Below are 18,562 nucleotides of genomic sequence, written 5' to 3'. Positions count from 1 at the left end.
ACGGCGTAATCCGACAAGGCACCGGCACCGGCACCGGGCCTCAGTTGGCCAGTTCCAGCAGCAGGCGGTTCAGGCGGGTAACGTAGGCACCCGGGTCCGGGAGCTGTTCACCGCTGGCCAGGGTGGCCTGGTCCAGAATGACTGCGGAGAGCTCGTTGAAGCGCTCTTCGCCCTTCTCGCTTTCCAGGCGCTGAACCAGCGGATGGTCGACATTGATCTCAAAGATCGGCTTGCTGTCCGGCACTTTCTGGCCGGCCGCTTCCATGATCTTCTTCATCTGCGCGCCCATGTCGAAATCACCGACAACCAGGCAAGCCGGTGAGTCGGTCAGGCGGTTGGTTACCCGAACTTCCTGAACCCGGTCGCTGAGGGCATTCTTGATGCGCTCAAGCAGATCCTTGTGCTCTTCAGCCGCCTCTTCCTTGTGCTTCTTGTCTTCTTCGGTCTCGACTTCGCCAAGATCCAGATCACCCCGGGCAACGTCCTGGAACTGCTTGCCGTCGTACTCGCTGAGGTAGCCCATCATCCACTCGTCGATACGATCGGTGAGGATCAGCACCTCGATACCCTTCTTGCGGAACACTTCCAGATGCGGGCTGCTTTTGGCCGCGGTGAAGTTGTCAGCGGTGATGTAATACAGCTTCTTCTGCCCTTCTTTCATCCGGCTGATGTAGTCATCCAGCGACACATTCTGTGTGCTCTCGCCGGTATGGGTAGAGGCAAAGCGCAACAGGCCGGCAATCTTCTCGCGGTTGCTGAAATCTTCCGCCGGGCCTTCCTTCAGGACTGTGCCGAACTCACCCCAGAACTTCTGGTACTGCTCCGGATCCTTCTTGGCCAGCTTGGACAGCATATCCAGAACCCGCTTGGTCAGCGCGGTACGGATACTTTCCACTGTGCTGTCGTTTTGCAGGATCTCGCGGGACACGTTCAGGGACAGATCGTTGGAATCGATCACGCCCTTGGCGAAACGCAGGTACAGCGGAAGGAACTGCTCGGCGTCATCCATGATGAACACCCGCTGCACGTACAGCTTCAGGCCGCGGGGCGCTTCCCGGTTGTACAGATCAAACGGCGCACGGGCCGGAATATACAACAGGCTGGTGTAGTCCAGCTTGCCTTCCACCTTGTTGTGAGACCAGGTCAGCGGGTCTTCAAAATCGTGGGCGATGTGCTTGTAGAACTCCTTGTACTCCTCGTCCTTGATTTCGGTACGCGGGAGTGTCCAGAGCGCGGTTGCATCGTTAACGGTTTCGTACTCGTCCTTCTTCTCGCCTTCATCGGACTCGGCCTTCATAACAACCGGGAAGGAAATATGATCGGAGTACTTTTTGACCAGGCTGCGCAGTTTCCAGCCGTTGGCGAATTCCTTGGCGTCTGACTTCAGATGTAGAACAATCTGGGTGCCACGGTTTTCCCGATTGACCTGTTCAATGGAAAATTCACCATCGCCTTTAGACTCCCAGTGCACGCCCTCTTCCGCTGGCGCACCGGCGCGGCGGGTAAACACATCGACTTTGTCGGCCACAATAAACGCAGAGTAGAAACCGACACCAAACTGACCGATCAGCTTGCTGTCCTTTTTCTCGTCGCCAGACAATTGCTGGAGGAACTCGGCGGTACCGGAACGGGCAATAGTGCCGAGGTTCTGGATGACGTCGTCACGGGTCATGCCGATACCGTTATCGGTCAGCGTGACGGTATTTGCCTCTTCATCGAAATCCAGGCGAATCTTCAGCTCTGGATCGCCCTCGTAGAGGCTGTCATCTTTCAGGGCTGCGAAACGCAGTTTGTCCTCGGCATCTGAAGCGTTGGAAATCAGCTCACGAAGGAAGATTTCCTTGTTGGAATACAACGAGTGAATCATCAGGTGAAGCAGCTGCTTCACTTCGGTCTGGAATCCAAGCGTCTCTTTATTGGCTTCAACCGTCATGGCGTTCATGTCTCCTGCTACAAATTAAACGGGCATGTAGGGCGCCCGAGTTACTTCATCATTCATGGAGCGGCACGGGTAGGCAGAGCTTTCCAAAACACGCTGTGAATACGTCCATGTACGCTCGGCTCCGCCATCCATGGCTCCGCACGGTTTTGGAAAGCTCTGCCTACCCGTGCCACCAGGCTATTGAGTTCGTTCTGAGCAGAAGTGGGGGCGCACCGAGGCATTTCAAGCCCCGGTGTATCGGCAAATCAGTCTTCGAGGAGGAAGTGCGCCCTGGCAGTCGCAATGGGTTGCGAGCGGGATTTCTGCCAGGCGCTGACCATCACATTGGCTACGCGGTTGCCCTGGCGGGTCAGGCGGCATTCGGCGTAGGTCTCGCGGTTGAGACCCGCACGGAGGTAGTCCAGGGAAAAGTCGACGATGCGGGGCATGCGCAGGCTTTCCTGGGACATGATCAGGTAGATATTGGCGGACATTTCCATGAAGCCACCAATCACTCCACCGTGGATGGCCGGCAGGATGGGATTGCCGAGGTTGGAGTCCTTGCACGGCAGGCGAAAGATAAGATCGTCGCCGAACCGCTCACACTGGAGACCAATCCAGGTGGCATAGGGAATGCTCTTGAGCATACGGCTGAAGTCACCGGTTTCCTGGGTGTAACGGAGGATTTCAGGATCGGTCATTCTTCACCTCCGGTGATCAGGTCCCGATAGTGTTTAGGGCTGGCGTCCTTGCCGATGCGCATGAAGGTGGCCACGCAGTTGGCAATGGTTTCGCCCCCCTCCTGGTAGGCCTCGCAACGGGTGAAAATGATGTTCCGGGTTACCCGATAGGTTTCAGCCCTCGCGTAAACAGGCTTTCTCGGATGGGCCGGGCGCATGTAGTCCACACGCAAATCGAGCGTCGGGCAGAGTTCGAAATCTTCCAGGGCGCACAGGATCACACAGCCAGAGGTAGTATCCATCAGTGTGGTTATAGCGCCGCCATGGATCACGCCGGTGTCAGGATTACCGATGATCCGGTCACTATAGGGCAGACAAAGTGTGAGACTGCCTTTTTTGGCCTCGGTAACGGTCAGGCCAAGCTCTTTGGCCTGATTCAGTGTGTCGATAAAACGGGTAACCCGTTTCCGTCGGATATCATCGTTCATTCAGGTTCAACCTGTGGATCAGCTTTTGGGTTTTGGGCTGTTTTCCGCCTTGCCGGGAAGCGGTTCTTCAAAAACCTTCCCTGCCCTCAACGCTTCCAGAGCCGTAGAGCAGAACTCCCGGCGGTAAAGGACGATCACCACCAGGGTGGATGCCGCCATGAAAACGATCGGATGGATAAACCAGCCTACCACGGCGAGTGCGTAATAGTAGGATCGCAGGCCAAGGTTGAAGGCATCGCCGGCCAGATTACAGATATTGCCGGCGCTGCGGGCAAATGCTTCGCGCGCCGCCGGGCTGGTCCTGGTATCGTCCGGTGGCGGTGCGCTGCCCACCATCACAGAAACAAAGTTGTACATCCGCATGGACCAGGTGAATTTGAAAAAGGCGTAGATAAACACCACCAGCAACACCACCATTCGCAGTTCCCAGATCTCCCGCGTGGGCAATGTGCCGAATGGCATGGTGCTGAACACTTCCATCACTTCCTGGGTGTAGCCAAGAGCAGTGATAATACCGGCGAGAATCAGCAGGCAACTGGAGGCGAAAAACGCGCCGTTTCGTTCAAGGTTACCAACCACCGAAGCATCAGCAATCCGGTTTTCCCGGCGCAACATGACACGCATCCAGTCTTCCCGGTACAGGTCCAGCGTATTGGACAGGCAGGGACGATCGGCGGCGCGGCGTTTGGAGTACTCGGTATAACCGAGCCAACAAACCAGGAACCAGAGTAAAGCGATCAGTTCGAGGAGATTGCCCATGGGTTGCCTTTGGCTCGAAAATGGTGAAACAGTGCGGGAACAGGGGCTTATGATACGCCAAGGGCCTGCCCGCCACCACCGCTGAACACAGTGCGGTAATCCACCCATAGGCAATCATGTGCTATAAACTGGCCTTTCAGGAAGCGGGCAAATGTCTTGAAAATGCCCGACGTTGCATCATCCAAAAGGGAGTCCACTGTGAACCTGTCTGCTATCAGAACCAGCCTGGTCGCCATTACCCTGGCCCTGACACTCAGCGGCTGCTCGGTCAACCCGGTTACCGGGGAAAAACAACTTTCGCTGATCGGTGAAAGCCAGGAGCTCGCTATGGGCGCCGAGCAATACGTGCCCACCCAGCAAACCCAGGGCGGCCGGTTTTATGTGGATCCAGAGCTGACGCTTTACGTGAGCGAGGTTGGCCAGAAGATGGCGAGAGTCAGTGACCGGCCTGACTTACCCTATGAGTTCGTGGTTCTGAACAGCAGTGTACCCAATGCCTGGGCCCTGCCAGGAGGCAAGATTGCCATCAATCGCGGCCTGCTGACAGAACTTGAAGACGAGGCCCAGCTTGCCTCTGTCCTTGGCCATGAGATTGTTCATGCGGCGGCCAGACACAGTGTTCAACGCATGCAGCAGGGCATGCTGATCAGTGCCGGGGTTGCCGGCCTTGGCTTTGCCCTGTCGGACAACGAGTGGGCCGGGTTGATCATGGGTGGCGCTGCCCTTGGTGCCCAGCTTGCCCTGGCCCAATACAGCCAGGGCGATGAGCTGGAGTCGGATCACTACGGCATTCTCTACATGAAGGAGGCAGGCTACGATCCCCAGGCGGCGGTGGAGCTGCAGGAGCTCTTCCTGAAACTTTCCGAAGGCCGCCAGTCCGGCTTTATTGATGGCCTGTTCGCGACCCACCCACCCTCGGCAAAACGGGTTCAGGAAAACCGCGAACTGGTACAGAAGGTTGGCGCGGGCGGCTATCGTGGTGAAGACGTCTATGAACACAAAATGGCCAAACTCCGCTCGCTGCAGCCTGCTTACGATGCCCACGACAAGGCCATGGAACTGGCCTCCAAAGGTGAAATGAAGCCTGCGCTGGACAAGATCAACGAGGCAATCCGCCAGCTACCGCGGGAAGCCATGTTCTATGCTCTGCGCGGCCGCATTTATCAGGAACAGCAGGAAGCCGAGAAAGCCGCTGCCGACTTTGAAAAAGCGGTAGAGCTCTACCCGGAGATGTTCAAATATCGCCTATACAATGGCCTGAATGCGCTGAGACTTAACAATCTGGACAAGGCCCGGGAAAACCTTACCAAAGCCAATGAAACCGTCCCCACCTCCATTGCGTTTCTGCGCCTGGGCGATGTTGCGGTGAAGCAGAACAACCGGAATGAAGCTATTGCCTATTACAGCAAGGCTGCCGAGGCCGGAGGGGACGTAGCTGAAGAGGCCAAACGTAAACTGGCGGCGCTAACGCAGTAACTATCCGCTGAATCGCTGACTAGAGAAGGCCGGAGTCCTGAGGGATTCCGGCCTTTTTGTTGCTCGGGATCAAGATTGCCGGGCTGACGTGTAACTTCTGTCATCAGCTCCATTGACTTTTAGAGCAATAACTCTAAAAATCAGATGACATCAACAATCATTGGATGACGGACATGCTAGCGAAACGTATCCAGCCCATGGTCTTTCAGGCGCGCCGCCTGTATGTGGAGCTGATGTTCCAGGTAATGGGACGAGCCCTGCAGGCTGTGAGTGAAGTGGACGAGAAGGTTCAGAACGAAGCCAGGGCCCTGCCCGATGGCTTTCTGTTCGAGATGATGGTGATGCCGGACGGCTCGAAGCTGATTGTGGAACACACCGGCCAGGGACGTTTCCGTTACCACGGTGACAAGTCACCACGCCCGGTCGACCTGTCGATTCAGTTCAAGCACATTGCCCATGCGTTTCTGGTGCTGTCTTTCCAGGAGAAGACATCGGTTGCATTCGCCAATGACCGCATGCTGGTGGATGGTGACATCAGTTATGCCGTCCGTATGACTCGGGTGCTGAACCGGCTTGAATCCTTCATCCTGCCAAAACTGATCGCCGAGCGGGCCGTCAAGGAATACCCGGCCGACCTGCACTTGCCGGAAAAACTGATCAGCGCTGCGCGCATTTACCTGAAAGTTGCCACCAATTTTGTCGAGACAGTGAGAGCGTGATGACCAACAAATATTATGAGTTCTTCTGCCCGGTAAAAGTCATTGCCGGCAAGGCCGCCCTTGAACATATTCCCTATGAGCTCACCGGCATGGCTGCCAAGCGGCCAATGATCGTGACCGACAAGGGCGTACGGGCTGCCGGCCTGCTCGAACCCGTTATCGCGGCCTGTGAGGAAAGTGGACTGGAAATCACCTCCATTTATGATGATGTTCCCCCGGACTCCTCTACCACCGTAGTGCGCGACATCGCCGGCATCTATCGCCAGGAGAAGTGCGACTCCATCATCGCCGTCGGCGGTGGCTCGGCAATTGATACCGGCAAAGCCGTCAACATTCTGGTCTCCGAGGGTGGCGACGACATTGCAAAATACAGCGGTGCCGGCGTGCTAAAGCATCCTCTAAAGCCGTTTTTCGTTGTGCCGACAACGGCCGGTACCGGCTCGGAAGTCACTTCGGTTGCTGTTATCACCGACGAAGCCAAAGGCGTCAAGCTACCCTTCACGTCGTCATTCCTGCTTCCGAACGCGGCTATTATTGATCCGCGCATGACCCTCACCCTGCCGCCTCACATCACCGCGGCAACGGCGATGGATGCCATGACCCATGCCACGGAAGCCTTCACCTGCATGGCCAAGAATCCGTTGAGCGATGCCTACGCCACGGCTGCGATCAAAAAGATCAGCCACTCCCTCCTCAACGTTATGGACAACCCGAAAGACAGTGACGGCAGGCTGGAACTTGCCCAGGCATCAACCATGGCCGGCATTGCCTTCTCAAATTCCATGGTGGGCCTCGTGCACGCGCTGGGGCACGCCACCGGCGCCATCTGTCACCTGCCCCATGGCCTGTGCATGAGCCTTTACCTGCCCTACGTGCTGGAGTACAACCTGGAGACCATCCGCGAACCCCTGGGTGAGTTGTTGCTGTATCTGGAGGGCCCCGAAGTATTTGCAGCGACGCCGGCAAGTCGCCGTGCTGAGGCCAGCATTTCCGCCATTCGCAAACTTCGGGACGCGTTGTACAAGCGGTGCCAACTGCCCCGGACTCTGAAGGAGACCGGCAAGGTAACCGAGGATCAGCTCGACCACATCGCCGAAATGGCGCTGGACGATGGCTCCATCATGTTCAATCCGAAGGAAGTAACTCTTGACGATGCCCGCGCAGTCCTGCGACGCGCCTGGGCATGACCCATAGGCAGGGGCCTCGCCAGGCCCCTGCCCTGAACTGAAATTGTGTGAAGATAGACTTCAAATCATTGAAAAGAACTGAGCAAAAGAGGACAATCATCGACTTCTGGCAGGGATGATAGCCGGGTTCATTTTCCACCTACAGTACCGGTCCGTAGAGAGCCCCTTCCGCATGCAAAACCGACCTTCCTGCCGTATCTGTGCCATTCTGGGCGCCCTCCTGTTTGCTCACGTGGCACTGTCGCCTTCGGCATCTGCTACGCAGGAAACTGCCCAGCAAGAGCAGGTTTTCCGCTTCAATATTTCTCCCAACGGTTATCCGCCCTACCTGATCGTGCATCAGAGCCAGCCCTCTGGAATCATGTGGGATGTGGTAACCGTGGTTGCCCAACGCCTTGGCTATACGGTAAAAGCAGAGCAGATACCGCGAAAGCGGGTCGATCAGATGCTGCTTGAGGGTTACATCGACGCCACCCCGCGGGCCAGGGAATGGGCTGAGCAACCGGAGCAATTCCTGTTTACCGACCCGGTGGTGGACATCGAAGAGGTCTTTTTCGTGCCAGCAAACTCGGGGTTCTCCTTCGAGAGCCCGGAAGACCTGGTATCAAAAACGATTGTCACCCATCTTGGCTACCAATATCCGCTGCTTGACCCCTATTTCGAAGAAGGTCGAATTCGCCGGTTTGATGTTTCCCGGGACAAGGACATGTTCACCTTTGTGCTGCACGGTGACCGATTCGACGCAGCCGTTGCGGATCGGCTGGTCGGAAAATGGATTCTCAAGAACGAAGGACTGCGAGAACACTTTGACATAACGAGCGAAAGCATCAGCAATTACGGATTCAGGCTGATGTTGCGCAAGGACTGGCTGCCATTTGCCAAAAAGTTCAATGAAGAGTTGGCGAAGATGAAGAAGAATGGCGAACTAGACGCCATTCTTGCCAATTACCGATAGTCACCGCCGCTACTCCAGACGCCGGAGCATCAGCATCGGTGACACGCTCAGGACCGGCCGGAGCTGCCAGCGGCCAAACATAGCCAGAACAAAGGCACTAACCAGCGGGATGGGCAGTACAACGTGCCAATGCCACTGGAACGTGCCCTCAAACATTCTGAACTGAAGTGCCCAGACCGCTGCCTCGGCAGCAACCACGCCCAACAAGCCCGCAAAGCCACCCAGCAGCGCAAACTCAAGCATGGTGCTCCGCACCAGCAGCCTCTGACGGCCACCCAGGGTTCGCAGCAAGGCGCCCTCCCTCTGCCTGTCACGGAGCGTTGCGCTGACCACCGCCGCCATCACCACCAGCGCAGCGGCAAGAATCAGCGCGAGAATGGCTTCAATAGCCTGGGTTACCTGGCGGACGATCTCCTGGATTCGCTCGATCACATGGTCAATTTCTAGTACGGAGACAGTCGGGAACTGGCGGGAAAAGTCATTCAGCGCATCCTTCCTGTCCTTGGGCAAATAGAAACTGGTAATCCATGTAGCAGGCATGTCCGTCAGCCCCCCTTCCGGCGGGAAGGCCATGTAGAAATTGGGCTTCATGCTGTCCCACTGGACCGTGCGGATACTCGTCACAGCTTCAGTGACCTTCTCGGACCCGATAGTGAAGGTCAGTCTGTCTCCCAGTGAAAGGCCGAGTTTCCCGGCCAGTTCGGCTTCAACCGAGACGCCGTCCTTCTGGTTTTCGGCAAACCAGGTGCCTTCCACAATCTCGTTGTCTTCCGGCAACGTGGACATCCAGGTCAGGTTCAACTCACGATTGAGGGCGTTAACGTTCTCATCCTTACTGACCGTCTCCTTGACCGGCTGGCCATTGAGCTCGGTCAGACGCCCGCGAACCATGGGATAAAGTTTATCCAGTGGCTGGCCGCGCTCCTGCCAGAACGCATCAACGTCCTCCACGGCCTCCGGCGCGATATTGATAAGAAAATGATTGGGAGCATCATCCGGTAACTGGGCCTGCCAGTCCGCCAGCAGCGACGTACGCACCAGTATTAATGTGGCTGCGAGCATGAGCGTCATCGCAAACACAGCTATCTGGGACAGGCTGGCACGGCGATGCCGGTACAGGCCCACAAGTGCCAGACTCCAGGCGTTACCGCCACCACGAACCTTGCGCAGTGTTGCCACCAGCAGCCAGCCCACCAGGCCGAGCGCACCGAGCAGCAGTGCAAGCCCCCCAAGAAGAGAGACCACCAGAGCCAGTTCGCCGGCATACATCCAGACAAGCCCGAACACCGCCACAATGGCAATAATAATATCCGGCAAGGCTTCACGACCGGTTTCACCGGGCTGGCTGCGCAGTACACGCATGGCCGGTACATTCCGAAGCCGGCGGACCGGCGGGTAGGCGAAGGCGAACAGAGACACCAGCGCGGTCAGCAACGCAGGCACCAGCGCGGCTGGGTCAAGCTGGAAATCCACAGGCCGCTCCAGAACCTCGCTGAGCATTCGAATCAGCAGCCAGTAAAGCGGTATGGCCACCAAAAGACCACCAACAATACCGGTAACACCCCAGAGTGCCAGGCGTCTGAGATACAAACCGCCAATACCGGCCCCGCTCAGGCCAAGGGTTTTCAGTAGCGCTACGGTATCGCGCTGGGACAGGGCATATTGCCTGCTGGCAACGGCTACCGCCACAGCGGCGAGCAGAACCGCAAGGCTGCCGCCCAGTAGCAGAAATCGCTCGGCACGCTCGAGAGAACGGGAGAAGGTTTCACCATCCCGAACTCCTTCCCATTCATGGCTGGGCTCCAGCCGGGGTTGCAGCCATTGATAGTAAGATTCCAGCGAGGCTTCATCGCCGGCAAACAGGTAGACATACTCTACCCGACTGCCCTCCTGAACGACGCCGGTAGAGGAGACATCATCCACGTGCATCATCACTCTGGGCGCCAAAGCCGAAAGCCGGAAACCGCCATCGGGCTCTCGAATGAGCAGACCGGACACCTTAAGATTCAGATTCCCGACTTCCAGAGACTCTCCAAGTTCGAGATCCAGGAGTCTGAGCAAGCGCGGATTAATCCAGACCTCTCCGGGTCTGGGGCCCTGGTTAACCAGCTCTCTCGTTCCCTGTGGATCCCGTTGGATTTCAATGTCGCCCCTGAGCGGGTATTCATCGCTCACGGCCTTTACTGACACCAGTTGAAAATTATCCGCACCAAACACCATGGTGGAAAATTCCACCATTCGGCCGGTCTCCAATCCCTGATCGGACGCTTCCTGCAGCCAGGAATCCGGAATCGGACGGCCGTTCTCCGCTTCCAGCTGACGATCCGCCGCCAGGAACGAGCTGGCCGAAGATACCAGGGTACGCTGCAACTGGCTGGCGAACAGGGCAATGGTCGCAACCGTGGCAACGGCAATGATCAGGGCCGCCAGAACGACACGAACATCCCGTTCCCGCCAGTCCCGGCGGACCGACATGAGTTTTTTCGCAGCAGCCATCAGTGCGCCATCTCCTGAGCTGCTTCCGGTTCGGTAAGAACGCCGGCTTCAATGTGGAACTGCCGATTGCAGCGCGCCGCCAGGTGTTCGTCGTGGGTAACCATCACCAGCGTTGTGCCCTTCTCCCGGTTCAGTGCCATCAATAGGTCGGAAACTGCCTGCCCGGTGCGGTTGTCCAGATTACCGGTCGGCTCATCGGCAAACAGAATCAGCGGCTCAGAGGCGAACGCCCGCGCAATCGCTACCCGCTGCTGCTCACCCCCCGACAGCTGTCTTGGTGTGTGGGTCAGACGCTCGCCCAGGCCCACACGCTCCAGTAGCTCACGTGCTCTTTTTTCCGGTGAAGCCATGCCGGCAAGCTCCAGGGGCAACATAACGTTCTCGAGCGCGGTCAGCGCCGGTAACAGCTGGAAGGACTGGAAAACGAACCCGACCCGATGGGCCCGAAGCTTCGCCCGCTCGTCCTCACTGAGCTTGCTGATCGCCGACCCGTCCAGTTCGACTGTGCCTTCCGTTGGCGTATCAAGGCCCGCCAGCAAGCCCAAAAGCGTGGTTTTGCCGGAGCCGGAGCGCCCGACAATCGCTACGGATTCTCCCCGATTGATTTCAAGAGTGACCCCCTGCAAGATCGTGAGCGTATCGGTTTCAACACTGACACGGTGAGTCAGGTTATTGACCCGTAACATTGGGCTCTGGCTATCCGGGTTTATATTGGTCATCTGGTTCACGGAATCTCCCGATCCTGGGTCCTGAAAACGACTTAAAGGTGTATTGGTTGTCTATGCATACGGCATTGGTGTACGTCAGATCAATTCTTTTTCTCGTAGTTGCCCTGCTGGCACTGCCGGTAGCGGCCAGTCAAAGCACGCTACTGATTGTTGGCGATAGCCTCAGTGCGGCCTATGGCGTTCCCTCCGACACTGCATGGGTGCAGTTGCTGCGCAATCGGCTGGAGACCAATGGCATGACAGACTGGGAAGTGGTCAATGCCAGCATCAGCGGCGAAACCACCGATGGCGGTGCCCGCCGGCTGCCCGAACTCCTTGAGGAGAATGAACCCGAGGTGGTGATTATCGAGCTGGGTGGCAACGATGGCCTTCGCGGCTTCCCACCCAATGTGATCGAATCCAATCTCGCCTCCATGATAGAGAAGGTCCAGGGCTCGGGCGCGCGTGCCGTGCTGGTTGGCATGCAGATTCCACCGAACTACGGACAGCGGTATACCGAAATGTTCGCTGAAATTTACCCGAAGCTGTCAGACCGCTACGACACCGCCCTGGTTCCCTTTTTCCTGGACGGCATCTACAACCAGGACGGGCTGATGCAGGACGACGGGATTCACCCTACCGAGGAAGCCCAGGCCAAGCTGCTGGAAAACGTCTGGCCGGTGCTTAAGCCCATCCTGCAATAAGGCACGCTCAGATCAAACCCTGAAGGAAGGCCAAAGCGCGGCGCTCTGACCAGTAAAAGCCATCCTTCGCGTGCTCGACGAAGCCCACATGGCCGCCCCACCGGGGTGCTTCCAGGCGTACATGGGCGCCGAGCTGGCGCTTTGATTCCGGGAAGCACTGAGCTGACAGGAAAGGATCATCGGCGGCATTCACCATCAGCGCCGGCACCCTCACATCCCGCATCCGCCCCAGGGCCGAACACTGGGCCCAGTAGTCCCGGGCATCGCGGAAGCCATGAAGCGGCGCCGTGTAACGGTCATCAAATTCGTGAAAGCTACGGATATCGTCGAATCCCGAAACATCAATCAGGTCCGGAAACCTTTCCGCTTTGGCCTCCATTTTCACCTTAAGGTCCCGAAGAAAGCGCTGCATGTAGATCTTTCGGCTGGGTAGCGCCAGCATATCGGCGCTGCCGGCCAGATCGCAGGGAACCGAATAGGTAACCGCCCCGCAGATCCGGCTGTCCACCCGCTCTCCCTGCTCCCCCAGGTAAAGCAGCGTCAGATTACCCCCCATACTGAACCCCGACAGAAACAGGGTGTCGTATGTGCCGGCCAGACCATGATCAATTACCAGGCTGAGGTCTTCTGTGGCACCGCTGTGGTAAAACCTTGGCTGTCGGTTCATTACACCGCCGCAGGAGCGGAAGTTCCAGGCCAGAACGTCCCAGCCCTCCCGTAACAGGGCACGGGTAAGACCCAGCACATAAGGCCGGCGGCTGTGCCCTTCCAGCCCGTGAGACACGATGGCAAGGCGGTTACTGCCCTGCCGGTACCAGTCCAGGTGCAGTTCGTCGTCATCCGGTGTGGCGATGGTCTCCGGTTCCGGATCCACCATCGGCACTTTGCGAAACAGCGTCGGCCAGACAGACTGAACGTGGCCATTGCGCAACCACGGCGGTGGACGGTAGCGAAGAGTCCTGCTTTCGTACAATTTTTAGCCTTTCATATCAGGGGGTTGACCCCGTAAATCAAAGCGCTTAATATGCGCGCCACTTGAAGCTGTTCCCCGATAGCTCAGTTGGTAGAGCAACGGACTGTTAATCCGTTTGTCGCTGGTTCGAGCCCAGCTCGGGGAGCCACTTATTCCGAAATGCCGCTGTTTCTCACGAAGCAGCGGCATTTTTCGTTTACTACCTCAGAAGATCTGTTCGCGCTGCATAAATTCAGTCAGCACGCGGAACAGCGTGAACCCATCCTCGGTTCCGATCAGTTCCCGAATAGAGTGCATACCGAACTGTGGCACACCAATATCCAGTGTGGTCACCCCCAGATTTCCCGCCGTGAGTGGCCCGATGGTACTGCCACAGCCCATATCGCTGCGAACCACAAAGGTCTGGTGCGGCAAACCCAGTTCGTCACTGATGTGACGGTATACCGCTGCCGAGCGACTGTTGGTGGCGTAACGCTGGTTGTGGTTAACCTTGATCACCGGCCCCTGATTGAGAATCGGGCCATGATTCTCGTCGTGTTTATCCATGTAATTCGGGTGAATGCCATGGGCATTGTCCGCCGAGATCATCATCGAACGGGCAATGGCGCGAGCCTTGCCCGCGCCGGCCCAGCGGTCCAGAACCGCTGTCAGGAACGGTCCTTGTGCACCTTCGGCCGACATACTGCCAACTTCCTCGTGATCGTTGCAGACCAGCAACGCGGCTTCATCGCCAGAGGTTTTCAGCAGCGACTGGAGGCCAATGTAACAACTCAGCAGGTTGTCCAGGCGTGCCGAGGCGATGAAATCATCACGCAAACCAACAAACGACGCCTCCCGGGCATCGTAGAAGCTCAGCTCGTAGCCCAGAACCTTGCGGACACTGAGCCCGGATTCGGTTCTTACCTGTTGTGACAGCAAATCCACAAAGCTGGTTGTGTCGCTTTCCGGGACCTGCATCAGAACCGGTGGCAGATCGGTCTGGGGATTCACCGTGCGATTGCTGTTGGCTTCGCGATCGAGATGGATAGCCAGACTGGGAATGAAAGCCACCGGCTTACGGAAATCCACCAGGGTGTCCTGTACCTTGCCGTCCTCGTCCAGCACCGTCACCCGACCGGCCAGGGAAAGATCCCGGTCAAACCAGGGATTAAGCAAAACACCGCCATAAACCTCGACCCCCAGTTGGAAAAAGCCTTTGCGGCGAAGCTCCGGGTTCGGCTTGACCTTCAGGCAGGGGCTGTCGGTATGAGCACCCACCATTCGGACTCCCGAGGTAGTGACATCTTTGCTGCCGGTCCGGAACGCAACAATGGAGGAGCCATTGCGGACAACGTAATAGCCCTGTTTGCTGGCGAGCGACCAGTCTTCCCGCTCGTCTAGCTCCTGAAACCCGGCCGCACTGAGCCGTTGTTTCATGGTGTCGACCGCATGCCAGGGTGTGGGGGAAGTGTTCAGAAACTTCAATAAATCTTTGTTAAATTCAGCGTGTTCCATGATGTCCCTGATTAAAAGATAATTGCGCCAACAGTATGGCATGAAGCCGTAAAGCCTCATACTGGGTCAACGGACATTCCCTATAACCGGGTCACAAATCAACCATCACCGGGAGCCCAACGTGCCTGCACCGAGATTTCTCGACATTGAATACTGCCAGACCGACGACGCGCTTTTTCCCACCGCTATGGCCTGGTCGCTGGAAGACGGCCGAATGAAAACCGTGGTCATCGCCCCTTCCGATGATTGGCTCCCTGAAGACGGTGACCTCGGTGATATCGACCTGCTCTACCTGGAAGAACAGGGCGTGCCCCTCATCGAGCTGGCCCGGGAACTGCACCAGGACCTGCCAGACCAGACGGTGTTCGTGGACGGCCTTGATCCCGACGAGATTCTGGTGGACCTGATTTTCACGGCAGTGGGACAGGAGGCCCCATTTGAAATCGCGCCCATCAGTGAGCTTATTACCGGCCTGGACAGCGAAACCCTGGAAGATCGTCGTCGCCAGTTGCTGTTCGAGGAGAGCCTGGAACCTCAACTGCCCGAAAATGGCGTATACGCCCTGCTGCTGATGGCCAGGGAAGAAGGCCTGTTCGACGAAGACCTTTAACGGTGCAGAACAGACACAGGGAAGTGTGACACGGGTCGACGTAACAAACGGTTACACGAGGCAGAATCAGCCCGTATTCGCCTACGTCAGGAAGCCCGATAATAATGAACAAGGTTGTGCGAACGCTCGTCATCTGTCCGCTTGTCCCTACCCTGCTTCTCGCGTCGCAAGTCGCTTTGGCCCAGGAGACACCACGGGTGGACAAACATTACATCGGTCTGCTGGCAACCACTTACAACCACCGCACCATCGGTGAAAACACCAAGGAAACCGCCTGGGGCACGGGCGGAACCCTGGTGGTGGGTGGCCATATCACCGATCTGTTCCACGCCGAGCTTCGGGCCGGCGGCGGCTTCAAAGATGCCGAAGTCCCCAACAGTGACCTCACGCTGAGCGTTGATTACTACGCCAGCTGGTATATCGGGCTGCACTACCCCATCACCGACTACGCCAATGTTTACGGCCAGTTTGGCTTTTCCTATATCCAGGGTGAGGGCGAGATCAGCGACCCGGCGAATGACCGCAACAACCCCTTTCTGGACCTGGAAGGGGAGTTTCCGGACAGCGGCTTCAGCGTCAGTTGGATTGCCGGCCTGGACTTCGAAGTAATGGACGACACCTTTCTGGTGTTCGAGGGTGGAAAGCTCTTCGAAGACACCGCCACGGATGTGAATACCTTCCAGTTCTCCGGCGGCATACGCTACGAATTCTGAAATCGCTGCCACTGAATGTAGATCGGATTCCGATAAGGATGTAGGTCAGATCAGAATGTAGGTCGGATTAGCGAAGCGTAATCCGACAATCTATTGATACCCGATGCCGACGGTTCTTGTCGGATTACGCTTCGCTAATCCGACCTACTATTCGATAGCGGTTACGCCTTATGGCGAATATGCCAGCACCGGTGGATCCGTGCGTTGCGCTGAAAATCCTTGTCCAGGGTATCCCGGGTAACCTCGACAACCTCGAACTCGCTTTCCAGCGCCTCGTCCAACTTGAACCGCCGGAAGTTGTTGGAAAAGATCAGCAACCCATCAGAACTTAGCCGCGCCATGGCCTGCCTGACCAGCGTCGGATGATCCTTCTGGATATCCAGAACGCCCGCCATTCGAGCGGAATTCGAGAAGGTGGGCGGATCCATGAAGATCAGATCAAATCGCTGGTCCGCCGTTTTCCGGTCTGCCAGCCAGGCCAGGCAATCCGCCTGCTCGACCCGATGCTTCTTCGGATCAGCGCCATTCAGGGCCAGATTGTCCTCGGCCCAACCAACATAGGTTTTTGACATATCCAGGCTCAGGGACCGGCTGGCGCCTCCAACTACGGCATGAACAGTAGCCGCGCCGGTATAGCAGAACAGGTTCAGAAACCGCTGGTTTGCGGCGTGTTGCTGAATCCAGTGCCGCACCGGCCGATGATCCAGGAACAGGCCGGTATCCAGGTAATCCTTCAGGTTCACCTTCAGCACGCAGCCATGTTCGTGAACCTTGAAAAACTCGCCACTGGCCGCCTGCTTTTCATACTGGCTGGTGCCCGTCTGGCGCTGGCGCTGCTTGCACACCATGTCTTCACGTTCCACCCCCAGTGCCTCAGGAATCACTGCAAGGGCCTCGGCCAGGCGTTCACGGGCGGAACGTTCGTCCACCGATTTCGGGGCCGCGTACTCCTGAACGTGAACCCTGCCCTCATAGATATCGATTGCCAGAGCAAACTCCGGCATGTCGGCATCGTAAAGACGGTAGCAACCAATCCCCTGCTTTCTTGCCCATTGGCCAATGGTCTTCATATTCTTCTTGAGCCGGTTGCGGAGCATGGCCGCACGTTCCTCGTTGGCAATACGAGGAGTGATCTCACCGGGGATATCGGGGCCACGCGGGGTCATGGCGCTGGCGTCATTGATCTCGAACAACAGCAGTTGAGCGGGCAGTTTGCCGTTGAAAAGCCGGTATTGCTTGTAGCTCCGCAAACCGATGGACTTGCCGAATTCCGGGGCGCCGGTAAATACACCGAGACGCCAACCCGGAACTGCGCGTTTCACTGCATCACCCAGAGCCTGATACAGGGCACCCAACTCCCGGCGCTCGCTCAAGCGCTCACCATAGGGCGGATTGGTCAGCACCAGCCCCTTTCCGGACCAGTCACCCTCCAGACTCAGCGCATCAACCGCCCGGGCTTCAACGTGGACGATACTCTCCAGCCCGGCTCTCTGAATGTTTTTCCAGGCAGTCGCGATAACCCGGCTGTCCTGGTCAAAGCCCGCCAGTTTCGGGATGCGCCCCTGTTTGCCCTCATGGGCACGGCGCTCAGCTTCCTGGCGCAGGGACAACCAGAGTTCCGGCTGATGGCCGGGCCATTTTTCAAAGCCGAACCGCTCCTGCTTGCGGCCAGGCGCCATGTCCAGTGCCATCATGGCGGCTTCAATGACAAGCGTGCCGGACCCACACATCGGATCCACGAAATCGCCACCGGCCGAGGCAATCTCGGGCCAGCCTGCGCGCATCAGCAATGCCGCGGCCAGGTTTTCTTTCAGAGGGGCTACGCCTTTGTCAGTGCGGTAGCCACGCATGTGGAGGCTGTGACCACTGAGGTCGATGCCCAGAGACAGTCGTCCGCGATTGAGGCGGGCGGAGACAATCACATCGGGGTTCTTGGCATCTACCGAGGGACGTGCCCCGCCGTTGGCCTGAAACCGGTCAACAATGCCGTCCTTTACCCGTTGCGCGCCGTACTGAGTATTCCGGATGGCCTCATTCTGACCGAGAAAAGTCACCCGGAAGCTACCATGCACCGGGATATGCTGCTGCCAGTCCATGTGCACAACGCCGTCATAAAGCTGGTCGCCACTGTTGGCATCCACTTCATCAATATGAAGGATCACCCGGTTGGCAAGGCGCGACCAGAGGCACGCGCGGTAGCCCCCTTCCAGAGAACCTTCTACCCAGACTCCAGCCGGCGCATTGCGCACGGTTTCCAGACCAAAGGTGCTGAGCTCGTCCGCCAGAAGGTACTCGACCCCCTTCGGGCAGGTTACGAAAAATACAGATTTGGACAAGTTCAACTCCTGGTTCAGCGAAGACTGTTGGTAAGTTTCCGGAATACTGGACGTTCCGAAATCGGCGGTCTTTTTTTAGTTCACATAACTATAAAAAAAGCGTCACATAGATGAAATAATTAGTGTACATCCGCGCAAGGTTCGACTTACCTTGTAATTGACGCGTCGTTCCGGAAGGTAAAAAGCCTTCCGTTAACAGGATCCTGACTGCTCTGGCTTGAGCTGACAATAGGGGGTTATCCCGGAGCGGGTAACACTTGTCGCAGCCACTGCAGATGTGTACACGCTTGTTCTGTTAATCCATCAGTGAGGAACGGCATGAAAAGACAGAAAAGAGACATGTA

General features: G+C 57.2%; 16 protein-coding genes and 1 tRNA gene. 8 read left to right on the top strand and 9 right to left on the bottom strand.

Annotated elements, in window-relative coordinates:
• Window positions 1-40 precede the first annotated feature (40 nt).
• The 4 genes from htpG to QZ534_RS18350 all read right to left on the bottom strand — a co-directional run bounded on the left by htpG (window position 41) and on the right by QZ534_RS18350 (window position 3,848).
• On the bottom strand, window positions 41-1,933 hold the full coding sequence (gene htpG / locus QZ534_RS18365; protein WP_296936697.1) for a molecular chaperone HtpG: 1,893 nt from the start codon (window positions 1,931-1,933) through the stop codon (window positions 41-43).
• A 254-nt stretch (window positions 1,934-2,187) separates the two neighbouring features.
• The gene (locus QZ534_RS18360) at window positions 2,188-2,622 is read right to left on the bottom strand and encodes a PaaI family thioesterase (RefSeq protein WP_064226824.1); all 435 of its coding nucleotides are present in this window, start codon (window positions 2,620-2,622) and stop codon (window positions 2,188-2,190) included.
• Window positions 2,619-3,089 carry a PaaI family thioesterase gene (locus tag QZ534_RS18355; protein WP_136629694.1) on the bottom strand — a complete coding sequence of 157 codons (471 nt, stop codon included), beginning with the start codon at window positions 3,087-3,089 and terminating at the stop codon, window positions 2,619-2,621. The genes QZ534_RS18360 and QZ534_RS18355 overlap by 4 nt, the downstream gene beginning before the upstream one ends.
• An 18-nt stretch (window positions 3,090-3,107) precedes the next feature.
• On the bottom strand, window positions 3,108-3,848 hold the full coding sequence (locus QZ534_RS18350) for a DUF599 domain-containing protein (protein ID WP_296936692.1): 741 nt from the start codon (window positions 3,846-3,848) through the stop codon (window positions 3,108-3,110).
• Between the two features lie 198 nt (window positions 3,849-4,046).
• Here QZ534_RS18350 and QZ534_RS18345 point away from each other — a divergent pair, with 198 nt between their 5' ends.
• From QZ534_RS18345 to QZ534_RS18330, 4 genes are all read left to right on the top strand, one after another.
• The gene (locus tag QZ534_RS18345) at window positions 4,047-5,324 is read left to right on the top strand and encodes a M48 family metalloprotease (protein ID WP_296936690.1); all 1,278 of its coding nucleotides are present in this window, start codon (window positions 4,047-4,049) and stop codon (window positions 5,322-5,324) included.
• Window positions 5,325-5,497: 173 nt separating this feature from the next.
• Window positions 5,498-6,043: a hypothetical protein gene (locus QZ534_RS18340; protein WP_296936688.1), complete on the top strand. Its 546-nt coding sequence runs from the start codon at window positions 5,498-5,500 to the stop codon at window positions 6,041-6,043.
• Entirely contained in the window at window positions 6,043-7,230 is a 1,188-nt protein-coding gene (locus QZ534_RS18335; RefSeq protein ID WP_296936686.1) for an iron-containing alcohol dehydrogenase, read from the top strand. The genes QZ534_RS18340 and QZ534_RS18335 overlap by 1 nt, the downstream gene beginning before the upstream one ends.
• Before the next feature lie 172 nt (window positions 7,231-7,402).
• On the top strand, window positions 7,403-8,185 hold the full coding sequence (locus QZ534_RS18330; protein ID WP_296936684.1) for a transporter substrate-binding domain-containing protein: 783 nt from the start codon (window positions 7,403-7,405) through the stop codon (window positions 8,183-8,185).
• Window positions 8,186-8,194: 9 nt separating this feature from the next.
• Here the strand turns inward: QZ534_RS18330 and QZ534_RS18325 are convergent, their stop codons facing one another.
• Window positions 8,195-10,681, bottom strand: coding sequence for an FtsX-like permease family protein (locus QZ534_RS18325; protein WP_296936682.1), 2,487 nt, complete (start codon window positions 10,679-10,681; stop codon window positions 8,195-8,197).
• A complete protein-coding gene (locus QZ534_RS18320) occupies window positions 10,681-11,400 on the bottom strand; it encodes an ATP-binding cassette domain-containing protein (protein ID WP_296936699.1) in 720 nt (239 codons plus the stop codon). Before QZ534_RS18320 ends, QZ534_RS18325 begins: the two co-directional genes overlap by 1 nt.
• Window positions 11,401-11,462: 62 nt before the next feature.
• Between QZ534_RS18320 and QZ534_RS18315 the strand changes: the two genes are divergently transcribed.
• A complete protein-coding gene (locus tag QZ534_RS18315; protein WP_296936679.1) occupies window positions 11,463-12,092 on the top strand; it encodes an arylesterase in 630 nt (209 codons plus the stop codon).
• A gap of 7 nt (window positions 12,093-12,099) precedes the next feature.
• Here the strand turns inward: QZ534_RS18315 and QZ534_RS18310 are convergent, their stop codons facing one another.
• Window positions 12,100-13,065, bottom strand: coding sequence for an alpha/beta fold hydrolase (locus QZ534_RS18310; RefSeq protein ID WP_296936677.1), 966 nt, complete (start codon window positions 13,063-13,065; stop codon window positions 12,100-12,102).
• Between the two features lie 72 nt (window positions 13,066-13,137).
• Here QZ534_RS18310 and QZ534_RS18305 point away from each other — a divergent pair.
• Window positions 13,138-13,213 (top strand) — tRNA-Asn (locus QZ534_RS18305).
• A gap of 56 nt (window positions 13,214-13,269) precedes the next feature.
• On the opposite strand, the gene QZ534_RS18300 is transcribed toward QZ534_RS18305, so the two are convergent.
• The gene (locus tag QZ534_RS18300; RefSeq protein WP_296936675.1) at window positions 13,270-14,559 is read right to left on the bottom strand and encodes a M18 family aminopeptidase; all 1,290 of its coding nucleotides are present in this window, start codon (window positions 14,557-14,559) and stop codon (window positions 13,270-13,272) included.
• A gap of 121 nt (window positions 14,560-14,680) precedes the next feature.
• Between QZ534_RS18300 and QZ534_RS18295 the strand changes: the two genes are divergently transcribed.
• Both QZ534_RS18295 and QZ534_RS18290 read left to right on the top strand, forming a co-directional pair.
• On the top strand, window positions 14,681-15,169 hold the full coding sequence (locus QZ534_RS18295; RefSeq protein WP_069184621.1) for a hypothetical protein: 489 nt from the start codon (window positions 14,681-14,683) through the stop codon (window positions 15,167-15,169).
• Between the two features lie 104 nt (window positions 15,170-15,273).
• On the top strand, window positions 15,274-15,882 hold the full coding sequence (locus QZ534_RS18290) for an outer membrane beta-barrel protein (RefSeq protein ID WP_296936672.1): 609 nt from the start codon (window positions 15,274-15,276) through the stop codon (window positions 15,880-15,882).
• Between the two features lie 161 nt (window positions 15,883-16,043).
• Here the strand turns inward: QZ534_RS18290 and rlmKL are convergent, their stop codons facing one another.
• On the bottom strand, window positions 16,044-18,218 hold the full coding sequence (gene rlmKL, locus QZ534_RS18285; protein WP_296936668.1) for a bifunctional 23S rRNA (guanine(2069)-N(7))-methyltransferase RlmK/23S rRNA (guanine(2445)-N(2))-methyltransferase RlmL: 2,175 nt from the start codon (window positions 18,216-18,218) through the stop codon (window positions 16,044-16,046).
• Window positions 18,219-18,562: the final 344 nt, after the last annotated feature.

Source organism: uncultured Marinobacter sp., from assembly GCF_913055835.1.
Lineage (GTDB): Bacteria > Pseudomonadota > Gammaproteobacteria > Pseudomonadales > Oleiphilaceae > Marinobacter.
The sequence above is the reverse complement of the archived record's forward strand: the minus strand, read 5'-3'. Positions and strand labels throughout refer to the sequence as shown.

Excerpts from the sequence above, each read along its gene's own strand:
- htpG (WP_296936697.1), bottom strand. The coding sequence starts at position 1,933 with ATGACGGTTGAAGCCAATAAAGAGACGCTTGGATTCCAGACCGAAGTG.
- QZ534_RS18360 (WP_064226824.1), bottom strand. The coding sequence starts at position 2,622 with ATGACCGATCCTGAAATCCTCCGTTACACCCAGGAAACCGGTGACTTC.
- QZ534_RS18355 (WP_136629694.1), bottom strand. The coding sequence starts at position 3,089 with ATGAACGATGATATCCGACGGAAACGGGTTACCCGTTTTATCGACACA.
- QZ534_RS18350 (WP_296936692.1), bottom strand. The coding sequence starts at position 3,848 with ATGGGCAATCTCCTCGAACTGATCGCTTTACTCTGGTTCCTGGTTTGT.
- QZ534_RS18340 (WP_296936688.1), top strand. The coding sequence starts at position 5,498 with ATGCTAGCGAAACGTATCCAGCCCATGGTCTTTCAGGCGCGCCGCCTG.
- QZ534_RS18335 (WP_296936686.1), top strand. The coding sequence starts at position 6,043 with ATGACCAACAAATATTATGAGTTCTTCTGCCCGGTAAAAGTCATTGCC.
- QZ534_RS18330 (WP_296936684.1), top strand. The coding sequence starts at position 7,403 with ATGCAAAACCGACCTTCCTGCCGTATCTGTGCCATTCTGGGCGCCCTC.
- QZ534_RS18325 (WP_296936682.1), bottom strand. The coding sequence starts at position 10,681 with ATGGCTGCTGCGAAAAAACTCATGTCGGTCCGCCGGGACTGGCGGGAA.
- QZ534_RS18320 (WP_296936699.1), bottom strand. The coding sequence starts at position 11,400 with ATGACCAATATAAACCCGGATAGCCAGAGCCCAATGTTACGGGTCAAT.
- QZ534_RS18315 (WP_296936679.1), top strand. The coding sequence starts at position 11,463 with ATGCATACGGCATTGGTGTACGTCAGATCAATTCTTTTTCTCGTAGTT.
- QZ534_RS18300 (WP_296936675.1), bottom strand. The coding sequence starts at position 14,559 with ATGGAACACGCTGAATTTAACAAAGATTTATTGAAGTTTCTGAACACT.
- QZ534_RS18290 (WP_296936672.1), top strand. The coding sequence starts at position 15,274 with ATGAACAAGGTTGTGCGAACGCTCGTCATCTGTCCGCTTGTCCCTACC.